This window comes from Janthinobacterium kochi, from assembly GCF_051380715.1.
GTDB lineage: Bacteria > Pseudomonadota > Gammaproteobacteria > Burkholderiales > Burkholderiaceae_D > Janthinobacterium.
Genome location: NZ_JBNYXO010000001.1, coordinates 780,531 through 801,630 on the forward strand (window position 1 = coordinate 780,531; position 21,100 = coordinate 801,630).

The following is a 21,100-nucleotide window of genomic DNA, read 5'->3' on the forward strand; positions in this document are numbered from 1 at the left end:
GCGCCAGGACGGGTGTCCCGGTGCGCCCCGTTGGAAAGCGGGCCGCGCCAGCTTATTTTGCTTTGACGGTGACCGGCACGGTCAGCTGCGCCGTCAAGCCGTTATTGTCCAGCGCCACGACCTTCAGCGCATAGCTGCCCGTCACGGGCAGGGGCCAGCGGGCGGTGATGGTCATGCCGCTCATGGAAAACTGCATGCCCAGGGGCGCGCCGGTGATCGAGATCCACAGCGCATTCGCGCCCGGCGCCGTCAGCACGATGCTGCCGCTCATGGTCTTGCCGGCCACGCCCGTCATGGCAGCGGCGCTGATCGTGGGCCCGGTGGCGGCGATTTTCACCGTGGCCACGGCCTGCCCGGTCAAGCCCGTCCTGGTGTCTCTGGCAATGACGGTCACGTTGTAGCTACCCAGCACGGGTTTGGCCCAGCTGACGACGCCGGCGGCGCTGATGGCCATGCCGGACGGCGCGCCCGCCAGGCTATAGGTGACGGGGTTGGGCGCCACCGCCGTGGCGGTGAACGACAGGGCCACGCCCGGCTTGCCGCTGACGCTGGCCACCGTCACCACGGGCGGCAGCGGGGCGGCGATGGCCACCGTGTAAATGCCTTTGCCGCTCAAGCCGGTCTTGCTGTCCTTGGCCGTGACGGTGACGGCATAGGTGCCCGCCAGCGGCACCGCCCAGCTCACCAATCCGGCGCTGCTGATGGTCATGCCGGCAGGCGCGCCACTCAGCGTGTAGCTGACAGGATTGGCGGCGCTGACGCTGACATTGAATGCCAGCGCCGTACCAACCTTGCCCATGATGGCGCCGGCAGCGACGATGGGCGGCGCGACGGGTGCGATGACGATGCTGTACACGCCCTGGCCACTCAGGCCGCTGACGGTATCGCGGGCCACCATGGTCACGGCATACGTGCCGGCGACGGGGACGGCCCAGTTGACGACGCCCGTGGCGGCGATGCCCATGCCGGCCGGCGCGCCCAGCATGGCGTAGCTGAGAGGATGGGCTGCGCTGGCCGAGACGGTGAACGACAGCGGCTTGCCGGCCGCGCCGCTGATGCTGGCCGGCGCCACCACGGGGGCGGCGGGTGCGATCTGCGTGCCCGACAGGCTGGCCAGCAGGCTTTTCACGTTGGGCGTGCCCAGGCCGCCCAGTGGGTCGTAGCCGACCCTGGCCGTGCACACGCTGCACGTGCCGTTGCTGCCGCGCGTGATGTCGGCAAAGCTGCTGGCAAAGGTGCCGGGCACGGTGGCGATCTGGCCGTACAACATGCTGTGCGGCAAGCCGAGCGCCGTCTTCGCTTGCAACGCGCGGCTGGCGTTGGCGATGGCGACCAGGCCGGCCCACTGTGGCGTGGACAGGCTGGTGCCGCCGATGCTGAGCCAGCTGGCGGTGCTGCTGCCGGGAGCCATCACGGCCGTGTACTGGCCTGTGGCGGGGTCGGCATTGAAGGCCACGTCGGCCACGTTGCGCCGCAACAGGTTGGTCAGGCCGGGGACGCTGGCCGTCTGGTAGCTTGGCAGTGCCGTGTAGGCGCTGATGCCGCCACCCGTGCCGGACCAGGCCGTTTCGCTGCGCACGCCGCTGCCGCTGTAGCTGAGCGTGGTGCCGCCCACGGCCAGCACGTTGGACGATACGGAGGGCCAGGACACGCCGCTGCCCGAGTCGCCCGTGGCGGCCAGGTAACTCATGTTCTTGCCCGTGAAGGCGCTGTCGACGGAAGCTGTCCAGTTGCCTTCGGCGGCGCCAAAGCTCATCGAGACGACGCCAGGTCCCATCATGTTGGCCAGGCGCACGGCGCCCAGCAGACTGTTGATGGATGCGTCGGGTGCCTCGATCAGCACGATGCGCGCCAGCGGCGCCGTGGCATGCGCCCACTGCACGTCGAGCGCGATTTCCATGGCCCAGCCCGCGTTATAGGCGGGCGCGGTGGCCGTCATGGTGCTCGATGGCGTGTTGTACACGACGGAAAATTCGCAGCCGCTGGCCGGCGCTGGCGGCAATGGCAGGGTGGCATTCGTGGCGATGGTCTTGGGGGTGCAGCCTGGCAAGCCGAATTTCTGGTTGAAGATGGCCAGTTCGGCGGCCGCGTTCGGGTTGTGCATGGCGTCAACGATGTAGATCGTCTGCCCCGCGCCCAGCTGTGCCGCCTGGGCTGGCGTCAGCGCCGTGCCCGCCGCCGGCAGGGCGGGCAGGTCGTAGGCGGCGCGGATTTGCGCGGGCGAGTAGGTGGCCACCACGCTGCTGCCGGCCATGGGCGCGGCGATGTCGCTCGCGCCGCCGTCCAGCAGCGGCGCGATATCCTGTGCCACCTGTGCCACCTGTTCCGCGGCGGTGATCTTTTGCGCCGTCAGGCGCCGCGTGCGCATTTCCGTCATGGCACCGGGCACGTGCTGCAAGTGCGGACGCCAGTGGGCCGAGCCGCTGCTGTTGGCGCTGTCGCGTCCGTCAGGCGCATCGAGCAGGGCGGGGGCGGCATGGAACATCGGTTGCACCACCAGCGCGCCGACGGCGGCGGGGATGACGGGCACCTCGACAGTGAACTGTGTCGCGGCCGTGGCGATGGCGGCGGGTGGCGCCGATGTCTCCTGGCCGGGGCCGCAAGCGCCCAGCAGGAGGGCGGCAGTGGCGCCCAGCAGCAGGCGTCCGTGGCAGGGATGCAAAGGGGTGAATTTTTTCATGGCGAAACTCTCCGAGTTGGCGAGGGCCACATCTCGACAATGTATCCAGGCATGGCGCCGCGCGCTGGCGGTCCCGGCCCTGCATTGGCAGCCCCGCTGCCGTGGCGCTTGCGCGCGGTAGGCCGGTGGCTTTGCGTCCCCGCCTTTCGACGGGTTTGCCCTCAGAATTGATCATGCATCGTTACAGACTTCCTGCTGCGTTATCAATTCTAGCGAATTTGCCAAATAAATGTTAACTATTTTCAATGAACATTTTCATTTTTGCAATGTTATGTGGCGAATTTGCCTATTCTCGAAGGTAATATTGCCAGCTTGATTAAGCCTTATAGGCAAGGTTATCAGAGGGGTATCGATGCGTGACAGTGTTTTTCCCCAGCAACGGTACTTGCATTTTCTGATGATTGAATAAATTTCATGAATTTAACGAATATATAGTTTTCGCGCATCAATCCTCGAACACCATGCCTGGATACGGCGCTGCGCGGCAGGCCGCCAGCCGCTGCGCCAGGTTGCCCGCATGGGCTTCCAGCTGGTGGCCGTCCGGATCGAGAAAATACAGGGAATCGCCAGCGCTGCGGTTTTGCTGCCATTCGGGCACGCCGATGGTGCGCAGGCGGGCGGCAAAGGCGGGAAAATTTTCCTGGGGAATGGAAAAGGCGTAGTGCGTGTAGGTGCGGCCCGTGTCGCTGGCCGCCTCCGCGTCCAGCGACAGGCAAAGCCACAAATCCCCGGCCGACAGGTATGCGCCCCTGTCCCAGCACGCATGCAGGCGCAGGCCCAGCGTGTCGCGGTAAAAGACGACGCTGCGCGCCAGGTCGCGCACGGACAGGGTGAGGTGGTTCAGGCCGGTCAACATGGACTTGAATGTGTCAATAAGGTAAGTCACGGATTTGGGCCGATCTTGTCAGACGGCCTCCGCATGCTCCACCATCAGTTGCACCTTGGTCGTGCCATTGTATTCATTCGCATCGAGGCGGAAGGCGACCCTGGTGCGTTCGCCCAGCGCGTCCGTGTGGCCGAACCAGATGGCGTCGAAGCGCACGCCGTTCTTTTCCAGCAGCAGTTTCAAATGGCGCTCTTTTAATATGCGCTGGCTGACGACGCGGAATTCATCGCAGAAGACGGGCGGGGCGAAGCCTTGGCCCCACACCTGCCCATCCATCAGCTCGATGAAGGCCGTCGTGTAGTAGGCGTCTTCCAGCGGGCCGTCCGTTTCCACGACCCGTTCCAGTTGCTGCTGGCTGAGCCAGGCCTGGCCCACGGCTTCGAAGGCCTTGGAAAACGCGTCGAAGGCGTCGGCGCGGATGGTCAAGCCCGCCGCCATGGCGTGGCCGCCGAACTTGTCGATCAGGCTGGGCGCCCGTTTCGATACGAGGTCGAGCGCATCGCGCAAGTGAAAACCGGGAATCGAGCGGCCCGAGCCCTTGATCCAGCCATCGGCGCCGGGCGCAAACGTGATGGTCGGTCGGTAAAACTTTTCTTTCAGGCGCGAGGCGACAATGCCGATCACGCCCTGGTGCCACGATTCGTCGAAGACGCTGATGGTGCTGCTGTTGGCAGGCTCGAAATCATCAAGGTGCAGCAGGGCCGTATCCTGCATTTCGGCCTCGATTTCGCGGCGCTTCAGATTGATGTCGTTGAGTTGCTGCGCCAGCGCCCAGGCGCGGCCTTCGTCGTCCGTGATCAGGCATTCGATGCCCAGCGACATGTCTTGCAGGCGCCCGGCTGCATTCAGGCGCGGTCCCAGGGCAAAGCCCAGGTCGAATGGCGTGGCGCTGCGCGCTTCGCGGCCCGCTACGCGGAACAGGGCGGCCACGCCCACGTGCATATTGCCCTTGCGCATGCGTTTGAGGCCTTGCGCGACGAGGATGCGGTTGTTGGTATCGAGGCGCACCACGTCGGCCACCGTGCCCAGCGCCACCAGGTCGAGCAGGTTGTCGAGCTTGGGCTGCGTTTGCGCATCAAAGATGCCGCGTCGGCGCATTTCGGCGCGCAGGGCCAGCAAGACGTAAAACACCACGCCCACGCCGGCCAGGTGTTTGCTGGGGAAGCCGCAGGCGGGCTGGTTCGGGTTGACGATGACGGCCGCGTCGGGCAGGGTGTCGGCCGGCAAATGGTGGTCGGTGACGACCACCTGGATGCCGCGCCGGTTGGCCTCGGCCACGCCGTCGATGCTGGCGATGCCGTTGTCGACGGTGATGATGATGTCGGGCGACTTTTCGCGGGCCGTCAGTTCGACGATTTCCGGCGTCAGGCCGTAGCCGTACTCAAAACGGTTGGGTACGATGAAATCGACGTCGGCGCCCATGGCGCGCAAGCCGCGAATGGCGACGGCGCAGGCGGTGGCGCCGTCGCAATCGTAGTCGGCCACGATGACCATGCGTTTCTTGGCGGCAATCGCGTCGGCCAGGAAGACGCCGGCTGCACCGATGTGCAGCAAGCCGGACGGCGGCATCAAGGCCGCCAGTTCGCTCGACAGTTCCTTCGCGTCGGACAGGCCGCGCGAGGCGTACAGCCGGGCCAGCACGGGGTGGATGCCGCCTTGGCGCAGCGATTCGGATTCGCGGTAAGGGCAGGGGCGGGTGGCGATGCGGGTACGGGTCATGATGCTTTCAACTTGTTCAGGGTAATCGCGCGCCAGAATTTGCGCTGCGCATGCTTGCTGGTGGTGCAAGCTAGCCAGGCGTCGCGGTGGCTCAGCACCAGGCGCAGCTGCCCCAGGCGGCCATCTTTCAGGGCCGCCAGCAGGGGGGCGAACCAGTCCGCTTCCAGTGCTTGCAACTGCTGCAGCCACATGCCCCATTCCTGGGCTTGCGCCGCTTGGGTCAAGCCGCCCAGCACGACGATCGCGTCGGATTGGTCTGCCAGCACACTGCTTGGACTGGCATCGCGCCGTGATGGTTCCGCCAGTGCCGCCAGCCAGCCGGGCGCGTCCTTTGTATGCAGGCTGGCGGCGCAGCGTGCAGGTTCAGGAGCAGATGCAGCCGTGGCCAGGCTGCCGCCCCAGATCCAGAAGGAGTTGATGGCTTTCAAGCCCCGATCTTCGCGCGCCGCGTTGACGGGATGTTCATGCCACAGCATCTGCACTTCGTTTTGCAGCCGGCGCGCGGCGCGCGCGTGCTCGCCTTCCGGCATCCAGACGGACAAGTCTTGCGTGGTGGCGGCGTCCGGCGAGGCGCACTGCAAGTCGCTCCAGCCATCGGCGCGCATGAACCAGGTGCCCGCGTCGCCATACGCCAGCGGCTGGCCGATCTCGTCGAAATAGGGGGCCGCAATGTCAAACAGGGCGCGGCCATCGGCCTCGCTCAACGTGAGCTGGCGCAAGTCTTCCAGGCTGATATGGCTGCGGGCGATGGCCAGGTGGGCCGGATGCAGCAGGAAGTAGCGCGCGCCCGGTTCCGGCGCCAGGCCGTAGCCGCGCATGGCCTGGGCGGCAAAGGCTGCCTGTGCCGCCTCGCCGTTGGGTGCGGACGCCAGGCCCAGCGCGTGCGCCAGCCACGCTTCGTGCGGCAGCAAGCGGTTGGCGTTGTCAAAAGTTTCCAAATTGCAATTGGAAGTGCGCGACAGCAGGGCCGCCAGGGCGGGCGCCTGCAAGACCTTGAGCAGGTCGGCAGCCAGTTCGGCATTGGGCAAGGCGAAGGGCAGGACGAGGGTAAGTTGATTCATCCCGAGATTGTAGGCGATTGTGGCGGTGGGGGAGTAGTTCCCGCGGTTTTTCCCTTGACGGCGGGCGCGGGAAAGTGGCGCCACGGTGATGTGTTTCACGCATGAGTGTCATTTGTGTGGCACACTGCGCGCTCGCATATTATCGTTGTCGCGGGAGCGCATGAGCATCATCAAACAATTTCCTTTTGAGTGGCAGGTCGGCGTGCGCTATACGCGCGCCGGGAAACGCAGTGGCCGCAACAGCTTCATCTCCTTCATCTCCCTCATTTCCGTGGCCGGCATCGGCCTGGGCGTGGCCGCCCTGATCGTCGTCCTCTCCGTCATGAACGGCTTCCAGAAGGAAGTCACCGACCGCCTGATGTCGGTGCTGGCCCATGTCGAGGTATTCGACACCAGCGGCTCCATGCCCAACTGGCAGGCGCAGGAGCGCGCCGCCTACGCCAACCCGCAAGTCAAAGCCGTGTCGCCGTTCGTGGAAACCCAGGGCATGCTGCTCAATGATGAAACCATGCGCCCGTCCGTCGTGCGAGGCGTGCTGCCGCAGCAGGAAGCGACCGTCTCCAGCGTGGCGAGCCAGATGAAGCAGGGCAGTTTCAAGGACTTGACGCCAGGCTCGTACAACATCGTGCTGGGCATCGACCTGGCCAAGGCGCTCGACGTGAAAGTGGGGCAGAACGTGACCCTGATGCTGGAACGCGAGCCAAGGGCGGGCGATCCGGCCACTGGCATCGTCATGCCGCGCATGCGCGCGCTCAAGGTGGCCGGCATTTTTGAGGCAGGTCACAATGAACTCGATGGCAGCCTGGCGTTTGTGAACATGCAGGACGCCGAACAGCTGCTGCAGCTCGACGGCCCGTCCGGTCTGCGTCTGCGTCTGCATGACATGAACCAGGCGCCGCAGGTGGCGCGCGAACTCAAAGCGTCGATGCCGGGCCAGCTGTGGATGCGCGACTGGTCGCGCGCCAGCGCCAGCTGGTATGCGCTGGTGCAAAGCCAGAAGAACATGATGTTCATCATCCTCAGCATGATCATCGCCGTGGCCGCGTTCAACCTCGTCTCGACCCTGGTGATGTCGGTCACCGACAAGCAGGCCGACATCGCGATTTTGCGCACCCTGGGCGCCTCGCCGTTCTCCATCATGAAGATCTTCATGATCCAGGGCGCGCTGGTGGGCTTGCTGGGCAGTGCCTTGGGCGTGATCGGCGGCGTCGTGCTGGCGCTGAACGTGGGCGTCATCGTGCCCTTCATCGAAGGCATCTTCGGCCTGCATTTCATCTCCAAGGAAATCTACCAGATCAGCGCCGTGCCGTCCGACGTGCATTGGCTGGACGTGGCGCAGATCGGCCTGATCGCCTTTGGCCTGGCGCTGGTGGCGACCATCTACCCGAGCTGGCGCGCGGCCAGAGTCAAGCCGGCCGAAGCGCTGCGGTATGAGTAATTGGCTGATCAACAAACTGCTGGGGTCAGACCCGGCGGGTCTGACCCCTTAGAAATAATGAATCAATGAGCATGTTAAAAAATCTTCCCTTCGAATGGCTGGTCGGCCTGCGCTACACGCGGGCCGGCAAGCGCAGTGGCCGTAACAGTTTTATCTCCTTCATCTCCCTCATTTCCATGGCCGGCATCGGCCTGGGCGTGGCGGCGCTGATCGTCGTGCTGTCCGTGATGAACGGCTTCCAGAAGGAAGTGACCGACCGCATGCTGTCCGTGCTGGCCCACGTGGAAGTGTTCGACAACAGCGGCAGCATGCCCGACTGGCGCGCCGAAGCGGCGCAGGCCTTTAAAAATCCGGCCGTGAAAGGCGCCGCGCCGTTCGTGGAAACGCAGGGCATGTTGCTGCGCGACGATGCGCTGCGCCCCGCCATCGTGCGCGGCGTGCTGCCCGAGGAAGAGCCGAACGTGTCCGACGTGGCCGGCCAGACGCGCATGGGCAGCTTCAAGGCGCTGCAGCCGGGCACCTTCAATATCGTGCTGGGCATCGAGCTGGCGCGCGCCTTGCGCGTCAACCTCGGTGAAAAAGTGACTTTGATGCTGGCGCAGGGCCAGGTCACGCCGGCCGGCGTGCTGCCGCGCATGCGCAGCTTCACCGTCAGCGGCATCTTCCAGGCGGGCCACAATGAATTCGACGCCGGCCTGGCCTTCATCAATATCGAAGACGGCCAGCGCTTGCTGCGCCTCGACGGTCCATCCGGCCTGCGTTTGCGCCTGGCCGACATGAACCGGGCGCCGCAAGTGGCAGCAGAATTGAAAAAAACCATGCCGGGCGACCTGTGGCTGCGCGACTGGTCCAAGCTGAACGCGAACTGGTTCGCTGCCGTGCAGACGGAAAAGCGCATGATGTTCATCATCCTGACCCTGATTATCGCCGTGGCCGCGTTCAACCTCGTGTCGACCCTGGTGATGACGGTGACGGACAAGCAGGCCGATATCGCGATCTTGCGCACCCTGGGTGCATCTCCCCGCTCCATCATGAAGATCTTCATGATCCAGGGCGCGCTGGTGGGCATCCTGGGCACGATACTGGGCGTGGGCGGCGGCGTGCTGGTGGCCATGAACATCGACGTCATCGTGCCCTTCATCGAGCACCTGCTGGGCGTGCAGTTCCTCTCCAAGGACATCTATTTCATCAGCACCGTGCCGTCCGACCTGCGCTGGCCCGACGTCAGCAAGATCGGCGTGCTGGCCGTGATCCTCGCCTTTTTGGCGACCCTGTACCCAAGCTGGTGGGCTGCCCGCGTCAAACCTGCGGAAGCCCTGCGCTATGAATAAACCACTGACGACGACCATGACCGATCTGAACAAACCCGCTTCCAACGGCGCTTCCGCCGATTCCGCCGTCCTGTCCTGCCGTGGCCTGGGCAAGACTTTCACGCAGGGCAGCTACAAGGTGCAGGTGCTGGCCGGCATCGACATCGACGTGCATCGTGGCGAGCGCGTCGCCATCGTCGGCGCTTCCGGCTCCGGCAAGTCGACCCTGCTGCATCTGCTGGGCGGCCTCGATACGCCCACCAGCGGCAAGGTGACCTTGCTGGGCAAGGATTTTGCTACCCTCAGCGAAAAGGCGCGTGGCGACTTGCGCAATGCCTCGCTGGGCTTCGTCTACCAGTTCCACCACCTGCTGCCCGAGTTTTCCGCGCTCGATAACGTCGCCATGCCCTTGATGATCCGCCGCATGAAGCGCGCGCCCGCCACCGAGCTGGCGCAGCAGATACTCACGCGCGTGAACCTGGCCAAGCGCGTCACGCACACGCCGGGTGAATTGTCGGGTGGCGAGCGCCAGCGCGTGGCCCTGGCCCGCGCCCTCGTCACGCAGCCGGCCTGCGTGCTGGCCGATGAACCGACGGGCAACCTCGATCACGCCACGGCCGAACAGATTTTCGACCTGATGCTGGAATTGTCGCGCACCCTGGGCACGGCCTTCGTCATCGTCACGCACGATGTTGAACTGGCCAAGCGCTGCGACCGCGTGCTGCGCCTGACGGACGAAGGGCTGCAGCCGTACCAGTATTAAGGAGCCGCCATGCTGTGGATCGACACGCACTGCCACCTCGACGCCCACGAATTCGGCAGCGAATCGCTGCAGGTGGCGGCGCGCGCGCAGCAGCAGGGCGTGGCGATGATCGTCATTCCCGCCGTTGAACGGGCCAATTCTGCCATCGTGCGCGAGCTGGCGGCAACGGCGCCCAACGCCTGCTATGCCCTGGGCATCCACCCGATCTACGTGCCGCATGCTACGGAAGACGATCTGATCGCCCTGCGCGAGGCCGTGGCGCAGGCCATGAATGACCCGCGTTTCGTCGCCATCGGCGAAATCGGTCTCGATTTCTTCCTCCCCATGCTGTGCGAACCGGCCATGCGCGTGAAGCAGGAGCATTTTCTGCGCGAACAGCTGAAGATCGCCCGCGACTTCGATTTACCCGTGCTGACCCATGTGCGCCGCTCGCAGGACATCGTCCTCAAGCATGCGCGCCAGATCCGCCCGAATGGCGGCATCGCGCATGCGTTCAACGGCAGCTTCCAGCAGGCGCAGGGTTATATAGCCCTCGGTTTCAAGCTCGGTTTCGGCGGCGCCATGACCTTTACGCGCGCGCTGCAGATACGCCGCATGGCCACGGATTTGCCGCTCGACGCCATCGTGCTGGAGACGGACGCGCCCGATATTTCCCCTGCCTGGATACACCCTGGCCGCAACAGCCCCGAAGAATTGCCGCGCATCGGCGCCGTGCTGGCCGAATTGCGCGGCCTGGATATCGCGCAAGTGGCCGCTGCGACCAGCGCCAATGCGCGCGCCGTGCTGCCCCGATTACCTTTGATGGAAATACCCTCATGAACAAGAAGATCATCACCGGCGCCCTGGCGGCCTGTTTGAGCGGCGCGTTGGCTCCCGCCTTGGCGGCGCCCGGTGCCCAGTGCGATGGCATGCCGCGCCTCGACGTCAGTACGCCGGCCGGCTTTTGCGTGGCCGTGCTGGCTGACGGCCTGAAATTCCCCCGTGGCGTGCTGCCGCTGACGAATGGTGGCATCCTCGTCACGGACATGGCGGGATGGGCGCCGAAGCAGGGTAAATTATGGCTGTTGCAGCGCAAGGCGGCCGGTCCCGGGTATGAGCGCAAGCTGCTGCTCGACAAGCTCGATCGCCCGAACGGCATCGTGCAGGGACCGGACGGCATGGTCTACGTGGGCGAGGTGGGGCGCATCTTCCGCTTCGACTTGCGCGATCCATCGCACGCCCTCACCGATATCATCGGCGGCACGGCGAAGACGCCGCGCCTGCCGGGACTGGGCTTGCACCTGCTGACGACCATGCGCTTCAGCCCCAAAGGCGACCTGTATGTGAACGTGGGCTCAAGCACCGACCATTGCGAGAACGATGGCAAGGCACCCGATCCGGCCAAGCCGTGCGCCTCGGCGGAAGGTCCGGAAGCCCTGGGCGCCATCCGCGAATACAAGATGGCCTGGCCGGCCGGCACGGTGACGGGCTGGCGCACGCATGCGCGCGGCTTGCGCAATTCGATGGCGCTGGCCTTCCACCCGGCGACGGGCGACTTGTGGCAGGCGGAAAACGCGCGCGACGCTATCCAGGCCGCCATGCCGCAGCTGAAAAGCGACGAGAACCTGCCGCATGAAGAGCTGAACCTGATCAAGGCCGACCGGCACTATGGCTGGCCGTACTGCTACGACGACAACGTCGCCAGTCCCGAATATCCGAAGACGGCTTGCTCCGCGCAATACGCGGCGCCGCAGCGCCTGCTGCCCGGCCACGCCGCGCCGCTGGGCATGACCTTTTACACGGCCAGCCGTTTCCCCGAGCTGTACAAGAATAGCCTGATCATCGGCTACCACGGCTACCGCAGCAATGGCCACCGCCTGGTGGCCCTGCTGCCCGACAAGGCCGGTGCGCCGCTGGGCAAGTCCGTCGAGTTGATCGGCAACTGGGAGCGCAAGGGCAAGCAGGGCAGGGGCGCGCCCGTCGACGTGAAGCTGGGGCAGGATGGCGATATCTACATGGCCGATGACCATAATGGGCTGGTGCTCAAGCTGCATTACGAGGCGGCCAAACCGTAATGCATATCGCTTGACCTCGCTCAGTGCGAGGTCGCCGCAGCGCCCTACAATCGGTCAGACATCCCACCACTGACCCGGGCTGGCCATGTGCCATGTTGTACTCCTTGCCGCGCTGTCCGTGAGCGCGTTTTCCGTGTGCGCGTCCGCCGCCGGCTACCTGCCGGCGCCGCGCCTGAGCGCCGACCAGCTGATCGCCTATTACCACGACGTGCCGCCTCAGGGCGCATCCGCCGATCCCGCCTTCCTGCTCAACCAGCGCTACGCCCAGGGCTACCTGGCTGGCACGGCCGACGCGGCGCAGGGCCGGCAGTGGTGCGACACGGGCCGCCTGAAAACGGTGGAAATCGACGCGCACATCGTCGCCGAACTGAAAAAGCTGCCCGCGCGGGCGCGCCAGGGTGACGCTTCCACCCTGATCGTCGCCATTCTGGCGCGGCGTTTTCCCTGTTCCACTCCACCACCAACGGGAGGCTGACGTGAAACCTGCATTCATCAAGCTGCGTGAGAATTATTCGAGCGTGGCCGCCGTCGACCAGGCGGCCCTGTTCGGCGAAATCGGCTGGGAAGACTTGATCGGCAAGGATAGCTTTGCCAACACCTGCGCCATCCGCGTCAGCCTGGCCCTGATCAAGGTCGGCGTCAAGGTCAAGGGACGCATGGCCATCCGCAAGGGCCCGTTCAAGGGCGCGCTGATCGAACCGGGACAGGCCAAGCTGGCGCATATGCTGGCCAGCCCCTCAATGTTTGGCGCACCCGAGAAATTCAGCCGCGATGCGGCCATCGCCGGCATCGGCCAGCGCAAGGGCCTCGTCGCCTTCTTCCGCATTCCCGGTTACCTGGGTGGCGCGGGCGGGCATATCGACATCCTGTTGCCATCCATCGGTGTGAAGGTGTGCGGTTCCGATTGCTACTGGGATTGCGCGGAAGTGTGGTTCTGGGAAATTCGTTGACGCTTATTTGAACTTTTTGCCCGCGCGTCCGCGCGAGGCCGCATTGTGCGCGCGCAGGATGGAGTCGACGCGCTCGGACGCATCGCGCGACAGGTTTTGCGCCACGGCGATATCGGGGAAAAATTCCGGCAGGCGGTAACTGAGCCACGCATACGCCGAGTAGTAGCGGCAAGTGTCTTCCACCTGCTGCAAATTCTGCGTGCCACCGCCGTACGCGTGCTGGCGCAAGGTGCTGGTTTTTCCCTGCGACAGATTCTTCGACCAGTTTTCCCACGCCGTTTGCAAGGACGGCACCTTGCTCGATATCGGCACCAGCGACAGCGTGAACTTGTCGGCCACGGACAGGGGCAGGGTGTCGAGCCAGACGGCGCGCTCCTTCTGGTCTTCCGTGATGCGGGGGAAGAAAAAGCCGTCCGGCACATCGATATTGTGGATGAAGCGGCGCAGCAGCTTTGACAGCGACAGCTCGCCCGTCACCGAGGAAATGCGGTGCAGATGTTCCAGCGACGGCGCCACGGCAAAGCCGCTGGTGTTCAGCGGGTGCAGCTTTTCCTTCAGCAGCGCGCGCATGACTTCATGCGTCTCGTTGTCGTATCCGGCCACCAGGCCCTCTTCATGCACGCCATAGCGGCCCGCGCGCCCGGCGATCTGGCGCGCCAGCGCGGCCGAAATCTCTTCCTCTTCGCGGCCATTGTATTTGACGCAGGTGGTCATGACGATGCGCGCGATCGGCATGTTCAGGCCCATCGCCAGCGCGTCCGTGCCGACGACGATATCGGCCGTGCCGTCGCGGAAGCGCTGCGCTTGCGCGCGCCGTACTTCGGGCGACAGGTTGCCGTAGACGGTGGCTACCGACAGCCCCGTTTCCGTGATCATGTCGCGCCACATCAGTACTTCGCGGCGCGAAAAGGCGATGACGGCGTCGCCGCGGCGCAGGTTGCGCACCTTGCGCACGGCGCTCGGCTCCATCGACAGGGGCGCCATGCGTTTTAATACGTGCACTTCCAGCGGGCAGTCCAGGCGCTCGGCCAGCGCTTCGATGGCGCGCCGCGCTTCCGGCGCGCCCACCAGGTACACGGTGTGGGCCGGCGCGCCGCAGACGGCCGCCGTCCACGCAGCGCCCCGGTCCGGGTCGGCCAGCATCTGGATTTCATCGATGACGGCCACCTCGACGACGGTTTTCGTGTCCAGCATTTCCACCGTGCTGGCCACGTGCGTGGCGCCTTCGACGACCCTGCGTTCCTCGCCCGTGATCAGGCTCACGGCCAGCGGCTTGCCATGCGGCGCGGCTTCCTGCAGGCGTTCGTAGTTTTCCAGGGCCAGCAGGCGCAATGGCGCCAGGTAGATGCCGCTCTTTGCTTTCACCAGCGCTTCCATCGCGCGGTGCGTCTTGCCGGAATTGGTGGGCCCAAGCAGGGCGATGAAGCGGCGCGGCAGGCGCCGGGCCATCTCGAACGAAGCGGGATACTCGGCCAGGTTGATGCTCTGGCGCGTGCGCGCCGCGTGCTGCTCTTCCAGCTGGCGCTCGATGGCGTGATTGAAGCGCTGGCGGATGCGGTCGAAGACCATGCCGGCCGGCTCCGACGTCTGCATGTCGGCCAGCGTGTGCAGGAAGACCATCGGGTCCGTGTCCACATCCTCGCTCAGGCCCGCGATATCGGCGACGAAATCGACCACATGCTGGCGCAGCTCCTCGAAGACGGCCGCGCTGGCGCGTTCGCGCACCAGGGCCAGCTTGGACTCGCGGTCCATCTTGCGCCACTTGGCCGGCCGCGCCAGCACGCCCTGTGCCGGCACCAGCGCATATGGCACATGCAAGCCACCCGCCTTGACCAGGCCGGAAAAGCGCACGAAGACGCGGCCTTCCATCTTGACCAGGCGGATATGCTCGGCCAGTTCCCCCAGTTCCGCGACCAGGGTGGCGTCGTTATTGTCTTCGGTGCTGTCGGAAATGTCGGTGGAAGTGTCGGGAGGAAGTGCGGAGGAAGTCATGTCGTGCCTGGGTGTTGAAATAAGCGAGGCCGATTATACCGTCGATGGCGGCGGGTGGTGGTGGCTCGCCTTGGCGCTTGCATGTTCAGGCGGCACGCGCGCGCACCAGGCGCAGGCCCCAGCCGGTGGCGATCTTGCCATCGCCGGCTTGCAGATGCGCCACGGCCTCCATGAATGCGCCGTGCAGGAGCTGTCTGGCGTCATGGTCCAGGCGGTCGATGTCATACGTGTCGAGCAGGGCGGCCCACAGTTCGCCCGGCGTGGGTGTCCATGGGACATCGATGTCGTCGAATGCAACGTCTGCGAAACCGGCATCGAGCAGTTCGCGCCAGCCCGTTTCCGACCCTGTGCGCCGGTCGCCGAAACGCAGCGGCGGCAGCGCGTCGCTGGCTATGGGCTTGAACACGCGCATGAAAACGTCGTTGACTTCGCCCAACAGGAAAGTGCGGGCGACGATGGCCGCAAACTGGCCGTCGGGGCGCAGCACGCGGCGGATTTCCCGCATGACCTGTTCAATGTCGTCCATCAGCATCAGCGCCATGTGAGAGACGAGGCAGTCGATGCTCGCGTCCGGCACATCGAGCGCCTGCCCGCGCCCCTGCTGCAGCCAAACTGAGGCGGGCAGGACGGCGCGCGCGGCGGCCAGTTCCGCCTCGCTCATGTCGACGCCGAGCAGTTGCAGCTGCGCCTGTTGCCGCGCTGCCAGCAGGCCCAGCAGATGGCCGTCGCCGCAGGCCAGGTCGAGTACGCTCAACGGCGTATCCACAGACGGTACCAGGCTGGTCAGCACGTCATAGGACGAGGCCCAGATGCCGGCAGGGGAACTGGCCTGCAAATGGGCAAACGCGGCGCTGGTCACGCCGACTTGCCGTTGATGAAAATCCTGTAAATAGGTTTCGGCCGCTGTCAGTGGGGTCATGCAAGGTCCGTAAAGTCGTGGCGCCAGGGCGACGGATGGTCATATTAGCATGCGGAAAGTTTCCCCAGTGGTGGTGCCGGATGGCGTGCATGAGTGTTCTTATCCACGCACTATTGCGTCAGATCAGGTGGCAAAGAGTCGAAAACGATCACAGTAACTGAGCCCTTTTCGCCGCGAGCTCCCATGCGTACCCTGATACTCGGCTTTGCCGCCGGCGCCGCCTGGCTGCAGACGCAGGCCAGCTTGCCGCCGCATGCGGGCGCGCTGCTGTGGGTGATCGCTGGCGCGGCGCTGCTGATGGCATGGCTGCTGCGCCGTCACGCGCGCTGGCGCTCTGCTGTTGCGCTTGCCGCCGGCGTGGGACTGGGCTTTTATTGGGCCGCCTGGCTGGCCCACGTGGCCCTGGTGCCGCAGCTGGCGCTGGCCGATGAAGGGCAGGACATCATCGTCACGGGCACGGTGGCCAGCCTGCCGTACCGCTTCGAGCAGGGCGTGCGCTTCAATTTTGCCGTGGAAAAAGCTGGGGGGGCGAAGGTGCCGCCCCTGATCGCCCTGTCCTGGTACGCGGGTTTTCGCGATGCAGTGACGAACGAGGTGGGCGACGTGCAGCCGGGCGAGCGCTGGCGCCTGACGGTGCGTCTGCAGCGCCCGCACGGCAACGCGAACCCCATGGGTTTTGACTACGAGGCGTGGCTGCTGGAGCAGGGCGTGCGCGCTACCGGCTATGTGCGGCCGCAGCCGCGCGCGGATACGCCGAACGTGCGCCTGGCGGCCTTCGTGCCCGGTTTCGGCAACGTGGTGGAAGCCAGCCGCGCGGCGCTGCGCGCCCGCATACTGCGCAGCCTGGATGGCAAGCAATATGCGGGCGTGATCGTGGCGCTGGTGGTGGGCGACCAGCGCGCCATCCCCCAGTCGGACTGGCAAGTGTTCAATCGCACTGGCGTGAGCCATCTGATTTCGATTTCAGGCTTGCATATCACCATGATCGCGGGCCTGTTCGCCCTGGGCGCAGGTGCGCTGTGGCGGCGCTCGTTTTTCACGGAGCGGCAACTGCCTTTGCTGATGCCGGCGCAAAAGGTGGCGGCGCTGGCTGGCGCGCTGGCGGCATTTTTCTATGTGCTGCTGGCCGGCTTCGGCGTGCCCGCGCAGCGCACCCTGTATATGTTGCTGGTAGTGGCGCTGGCCCTGTGGCTGGGACGCATCACCAGCATCGTCCATATCCTATGCCTGGCGCTGGGCGTGGTCGTGCTGCTCGACCCGTGGGCCGTGCTGTGGCCCGGTTTCTGGCTGTCGTTTGGCGCCGTCGCCACCATACTGTATGCGACGGCGGGGCGCACCAAGGCGCCCATGCCGCTGCAGGCTGGACGCTGGCGCCGTTTGCGCGCCGCCGTGGCGTTGGGTGCCCACACGCAGTATGTGGTGACGGTGGGGCTGGTGCCCTTGACGATGCTGCTGTTCTCGCAAGTCTCATTGGTCAGCCCAGTGGCCAACGCGCTGGCCATTCCCGTCATTAGCCTCGTCGTCACGCCTTTGTCCTTGGCCGGCAGCCTGCTGCCCGCGCCTCTGTGTGACTGGCTGTTGCTGCTGGCGCACGCCATCGTGCAAATGCTGGCGCAAGTGCTGGACTGGCTGGGCGCGCGCCGTTTTGCCGTGTGGACGGCGCCCGCGCCGCCAATGTGGAGTTTTTGCTGGGCATTGTTTGGCACGGCATGGCTGCTGGCGCCACGCGGATGGCCGCACCGCTGGGCCGGCATGCTGGGCTGGCTGCCGCTGCTGACGGCCTTGCCATCCAGTCCGCCGCCGGGCCGCATGTGGATCACGGCCTTTGACGTGGGACAAGGCATGGCCGTGCTGGTGGAAACGCACAATCACCGCCTGCTGTACGACACGGGACCTGCCTACAGCCTCGATTCCGATGGTGCCAGCCGGGTCATCGTGCCGTACTTGCGCGCACGCGGCATAGGCACGCTCGATGGCATCATCATTTCCCACAGCGACCTCGATCACGCGGGCGGCGCCGTGTCGCTGCTGGAGAGTGTGCAAGTGGGCTGGCTGGCCTCGTCGCTATTCGATGGACACCCGGCCGTCGAGGTCCGGCGGCAAGCCCGGCGCCCGTATTTGCACTGCATGGCGGGCCAGAGCTGGACTTGGGAAGGCGTACATTTCGCCATGCTGCACCCGCTGCCGGCCAGCCACGACGATATATCGCTGAAACCAAACGCCCGCAGTTGCAGCGTGAAAATCACGGCAGGCCAGCATGCCATTTTGCTGGCCGGTGATATTGAAGCGGCGCAGGAAGCGCAATTGCTGGCACGTTCAGCGGAGAGTGAACTGGCGGCCGATGTGCTGCTGGCGCCCCATCACGGCAGCGGCACCTCGTCCACGCCGGCGTTCTTGAACGCCGTCCATCCGACCCTGGCGATTTTCCAGGTCGGGCACCGCAATCGCTATAAGCACCCGAAGGCGCAGGTGTATGCCCGCTATGGCGAGATGGGGATTGCGCGGCTGCGTACGGATGTGGAAGGGGCGGTGGTGCTGGCGTTTGGCGACGGTATCGGCGTGACGCTGTATCGGGCTAGCCGGCCGCGCTACTGGCATGGCCACTAGCGCTGCCAGGCTCGGGAAATCATCGCCGGAAGAGTCCGGAGTGAGTCATTCCAGCTGCGCTTATCCATGCGCGCAGTTCGCCGTGTATGGCGATGCCATCGTCGCCAAATAGACGCTAACTTATGCGTTCATCCGGTATTTCCAGCCCCCGCTGCCGCACATATTCGAGAAACAGCCGCGCCCCCTTGGCCATGCGCGAGGTGCCGTACACGGCGTGGATGCTGGGGTCCAGCTCCTTTGACGACGTCAACCGGTACGCCGTGCAGACCCGGCGCAAGCTGCCGGCGGCTACGGCGGGTTCCGCCAGCCAGCTGGCCAGGCGCACGATGCCGGCGCCTTCCAGGGCAGCCTGGAAAGTGGCGATGCCGGAAGTGAAGCGGAAACGCGGTTGCACCTGATAGCGCACGTTGCGCGTAGCCGAGACGAAATGCCAGTCGCGCAGAATGCGCGGGGCCGAGTGCATGATGATGTCGTGGCCGGCCAGCTCTTCCGGTTCGTCGGGCGCGCCCATGCGTTCTATATAGTCGGGCGAAGCGTACATGTAGCGGCGGTAATTCCACAGGGGATAGCCGATCAGCTCGCTGGACTGGGGGAAGGCGCCGCGGATGGCAAAGTCCAGCTTTTCCTGGATGGGGTCGATCGATTTGTCGGAGAAATGGATATCGACAGATACATTCGGGTAGTCGCGCGAAAACTGCGCCACCACTTTCGGCAGAAAGCCCAGCGACAGGATTTCCGGCGCCGATAGGCGCACCCAGCCTTGTGGCGAGTTGCTCAATTCCGCCAATTGGTCTTCTGCCTCGGCCTGCGTTTCCAGCAAGTGCTTGGCCGACGCGTAATACGTTTCGCCAGCCGTCGTCAGGGTGAACTGCTTTTGCGTGCGCAAGATGAGCTCGGCGCCGATGGCGTCTTCGAGGAACTGGATGGCGCGCGTGACGGCCGACGGCGAGCGTCCCAGCATGCGCGCCGCGTGGATGAAGCTGCGCTTTTCCACCACGGTGCAAAAGGCGCGGATTTCCCACATCAGTTTCATCGACATCGCGTGGCTCCAGGCAAAAGAGTCCAGTAGAGCGCATGGGGCGCATTCCGTCAAGCGTTACGCCTGATTGCGTTTTCCGCAATATCAAGTTGCATCCTGAAAAATCCACGGCGCCTATACTGCCGCTGTCGCCCATTCCTCATTGCCTATCATGCTGACCATCTCACTGCTGTGTTTATTTGCCTTCTTTGCCGGCTTGATCGATGCCGCCGTGGGCGGGGGCGGGCTGATACAGCTGCCGGCCCTGTTCAACCTGATGCCGAACATGGCCTCGACCTCCTTGCTGGGCACGAATAAACTGGCGTCCGCGTGCGGCACCACGTTTGCCGCCCGCTCGTTTGTCGGCAAGGTCAACATTCCCTGGCTGCTGGTGCTGCCCGCCGTGGCCAGCGCCTTTATCATGTCCTTCATCGGCGCGGCCGCCGTGTCGTATGTGCCGCAGCAGGTGGTGCGCCCGATGGTGCTGGTGTTGATCATCATCATGGCCATCTACACCTTCATCAAGAAGGATTTCGGCACGACGCGCGAAGCGCGCCCCATCGGCCCGCGTGAACGCATCCTCGCCATCGTCATCGGCGGCGCCATCGGCTTTTATGACGGCCTGTTCGGCCCAGGCACGGGCAGTTTTTTGATTTTCCTCTTCATCCGCGTCTTCGGCTTCGATTTCATCCTCGCCTCGGCCTGCTCGAAATTGGTGAATATCGCCACCAACGTCGCCGCGCTGGCTTTCTTCATTCCCGCCGGCCACGTGGTGTACGCCGTGGCCGCACCGATGGCGGTGTGCAACATCCTGGGCGCCCTGACAGGCACCTGGATCGCCGTGCGCCGCGGCGCCGCCTTCGTGCGCATCCTGTTCCTGGTGCTGCTGGTGCTGCTGATCGTCAAGTTGTCTTACGACATCTTCTTCAAGTAAGTTTTTAAACGACAACAAGCCATGAAAACCATCCAGGGCGTGCTGTGGGACAACGATGGCGTGCTGGTCAACACCGAGCAGCTGTTTTACGAAAGCAACCGCGACTTGCTTTTGCCCTACGGCATAGACTTGACGCCGAAGCAATTCTTTGACTGGTTTCTGGACAATAACTACGGCGCCTGGCATGTGCTGCTGGGGCAGGGCCACGCCATCGAACTGGTCGAGCGCCTGCGCGCCGAACGCACCGTGCTGTTTGCGCAACGCCTGCGCCAGGCGCGCCAGCTGGCCATGCCCGGCATCGGGCAAGTGCTGGCGGCGCTGCGCCCGCATGCGGCCATGGGCGTGGTGACGAGCGCCTATGCACAGCATTTCCAGATCAGCCATGCGGCCACGGGCATGTTGCAGCACTTCGACTTCGTGCTGACGCGTGAAATGTATGGGGAAAGCAAGCCGGCGCCCGACGGCTATCGGCTGGGTTTGCAGCGCCTGGGCCTGGCCGCCGCCCAGTGCGTGGCCGTGGAAGACTCGCCGCGCGGCTTGCGCGCCGCCAACGCGGCCGGGCTGGAATGCATCGTCGTGCGCAACCACATGAACCGTCACCACCCATTTGACGACGCCTTTTGCGTGGTGGAATCAAGCGCCGAGCTGGGCGCGGTGCTGGCCTCCTTCGTGCCGGGCATGGCCCTGGCGCCCCGGCAATTAGAGGCCTTCCTCTGATACGTCGTGCCGGCATGCCATTACAATTGCCTATCGCATTCACCGGCACCGT

General features: G+C 64.9%; 17 protein-coding genes and 1 riboswitch. Of the genes, 10 read left to right on the forward strand and 7 right to left on the reverse strand.

Annotated elements, in window-relative coordinates; genetic code table 11:
* Positions 1 to 52: 52 nt before the first annotated feature.
* From ACQ4WL_RS03660 to ACQ4WL_RS03675, 4 genes are all read right to left on the reverse strand, one after another.
* On the reverse strand, positions 53 to 2,680 hold the full coding sequence (locus ACQ4WL_RS03660; RefSeq protein ID WP_436508140.1) for a S53 family peptidase: 2,628 nt from the start codon (positions 2,678 to 2,680) through the stop codon (positions 53 to 55).
* A gap of 83 nt (positions 2,681 to 2,763) precedes the next feature.
* Positions 2,764 to 2,850: riboswitch (cyclic di-GMP riboswitch) on the reverse strand.
* A 275-nt stretch (positions 2,851 to 3,125) separates the two neighbouring features.
* Positions 3,126 to 3,536, reverse strand: coding sequence for a fosfomycin resistance glutathione transferase (gene fos, locus ACQ4WL_RS03665; RefSeq protein ID WP_436508353.1), 411 nt, complete (start codon positions 3,534 to 3,536; stop codon positions 3,126 to 3,128).
* A 48-nt stretch (positions 3,537 to 3,584) separates the two neighbouring features.
* Positions 3,585 to 5,285, reverse strand: a complete 1,701-nt coding sequence (recJ, locus tag ACQ4WL_RS03670) for a single-stranded-DNA-specific exonuclease RecJ (RefSeq protein ID WP_436508141.1) — start codon at positions 5,283 to 5,285, stop codon at positions 3,585 to 3,587.
* Positions 5,282 to 6,346: a hypothetical protein gene (locus tag ACQ4WL_RS03675; RefSeq protein ID WP_436508142.1), complete on the reverse strand. Its 1,065-nt coding sequence runs from the start codon at positions 6,344 to 6,346 to the stop codon at positions 5,282 to 5,284. The genes recJ and ACQ4WL_RS03675 overlap by 4 nt, the downstream gene beginning before the upstream one ends.
* A gap of 160 nt (positions 6,347 to 6,506) precedes the next feature.
* On the opposite strand from ACQ4WL_RS03675, the gene ACQ4WL_RS03680 reads away from it, so the two are divergent.
* The 7 genes from ACQ4WL_RS03680 (at position 6,507) to ACQ4WL_RS03710 (ending at position 12,861) form a co-directional block, all read left to right on the forward strand.
* Positions 6,507 to 7,784, forward strand: coding sequence for a lipoprotein-releasing ABC transporter permease subunit (locus ACQ4WL_RS03680; protein ID WP_436508143.1), 1,278 nt, complete (start codon positions 6,507 to 6,509; stop codon positions 7,782 to 7,784).
* A gap of 65 nt (positions 7,785 to 7,849) precedes the next feature.
* The gene (locus ACQ4WL_RS03685) at positions 7,850 to 9,115 is read left to right on the forward strand and encodes a lipoprotein-releasing ABC transporter permease subunit (protein ID WP_436508145.1); all 1,266 of its coding nucleotides are present in this window, start codon (positions 7,850 to 7,852) and stop codon (positions 9,113 to 9,115) included.
* 16 nt (positions 9,116 to 9,131) lie between these two features.
* Positions 9,132 to 9,857, forward strand: coding sequence for a lipoprotein-releasing ABC transporter ATP-binding protein LolD (lolD, locus tag ACQ4WL_RS03690; RefSeq protein WP_436508354.1), 726 nt, complete (start codon positions 9,132 to 9,134; stop codon positions 9,855 to 9,857).
* Positions 9,858 to 9,869: 12 nt separating this feature from the next.
* A complete protein-coding gene (locus ACQ4WL_RS03695; RefSeq protein ID WP_436508355.1) occupies positions 9,870 to 10,676 on the forward strand; it encodes a TatD family hydrolase in 807 nt (268 codons plus the stop codon).
* Positions 10,673 to 11,911, forward strand: a complete 1,239-nt coding sequence (locus tag ACQ4WL_RS03700) for a PQQ-dependent sugar dehydrogenase (protein WP_436508146.1) — start codon at positions 10,673 to 10,675, stop codon at positions 11,909 to 11,911. The genes ACQ4WL_RS03695 and ACQ4WL_RS03700 overlap by 4 nt, the downstream gene beginning before the upstream one ends.
* 85 nt (positions 11,912 to 11,996) lie before the next feature.
* Positions 11,997 to 12,386: a Rap1a/Tai family immunity protein gene (locus tag ACQ4WL_RS03705; RefSeq protein WP_436508147.1), complete on the forward strand. Its 390-nt coding sequence runs from the start codon at positions 11,997 to 11,999 to the stop codon at positions 12,384 to 12,386.
* 1 nt (position 12,387) lies between these two features.
* A complete protein-coding gene (locus tag ACQ4WL_RS03710) occupies positions 12,388 to 12,861 on the forward strand; it encodes a T6SS effector amidase Tae4 family protein (protein WP_436508148.1) in 474 nt (157 codons plus the stop codon).
* A 3-nt stretch (positions 12,862 to 12,864) separates the two neighbouring features.
* Here the strand turns inward: ACQ4WL_RS03710 and ACQ4WL_RS03715 are convergent, their stop codons facing one another.
* A complete protein-coding gene (locus ACQ4WL_RS03715) occupies positions 12,865 to 14,853 on the reverse strand; it encodes a helicase-related protein (protein WP_436508150.1) in 1,989 nt (662 codons plus the stop codon).
* A gap of 85 nt (positions 14,854 to 14,938) precedes the next feature.
* Positions 14,939 to 15,772, reverse strand: coding sequence for a class I SAM-dependent methyltransferase (locus tag ACQ4WL_RS03720; RefSeq protein ID WP_436508151.1), 834 nt, complete (start codon positions 15,770 to 15,772; stop codon positions 14,939 to 14,941).
* Positions 15,773 to 15,955: 183 nt separating this feature from the next.
* On the opposite strand from ACQ4WL_RS03720, the gene ACQ4WL_RS03725 reads away from it, so the two are divergent.
* A complete protein-coding gene (locus ACQ4WL_RS03725) occupies positions 15,956 to 18,379 on the forward strand; it encodes a DNA internalization-related competence protein ComEC/Rec2 (protein ID WP_436508152.1) in 2,424 nt (807 codons plus the stop codon).
* A gap of 115 nt (positions 18,380 to 18,494) precedes the next feature.
* Here ACQ4WL_RS03725 and ACQ4WL_RS03730 read toward each other — a convergent pair whose 3' ends face one another.
* Positions 18,495 to 19,418 (reverse strand): LysR family transcriptional regulator, encoded by a 924-nt coding sequence (locus ACQ4WL_RS03730; protein WP_436508153.1) that lies wholly within the window; start codon positions 19,416 to 19,418, stop codon positions 18,495 to 18,497.
* 151 nt (positions 19,419 to 19,569) lie between these two features.
* On the opposite strand from ACQ4WL_RS03730, the gene ACQ4WL_RS03735 reads away from it, so the two are divergent.
* Positions 19,570 to 20,331: a sulfite exporter TauE/SafE family protein gene (locus ACQ4WL_RS03735; protein WP_436508154.1), complete on the forward strand. Its 762-nt coding sequence runs from the start codon at positions 19,570 to 19,572 to the stop codon at positions 20,329 to 20,331.
* A gap of 21 nt (positions 20,332 to 20,352) precedes the next feature.
* Complete coding sequence (locus ACQ4WL_RS03740; RefSeq protein ID WP_436508155.1) at positions 20,353 to 21,048, forward strand: HAD family hydrolase; 696 nt, start codon at positions 20,353 to 20,355, stop codon at positions 21,046 to 21,048.
* The last annotated feature ends 52 nt before the right edge of the window (positions 21,049 to 21,100 follow it).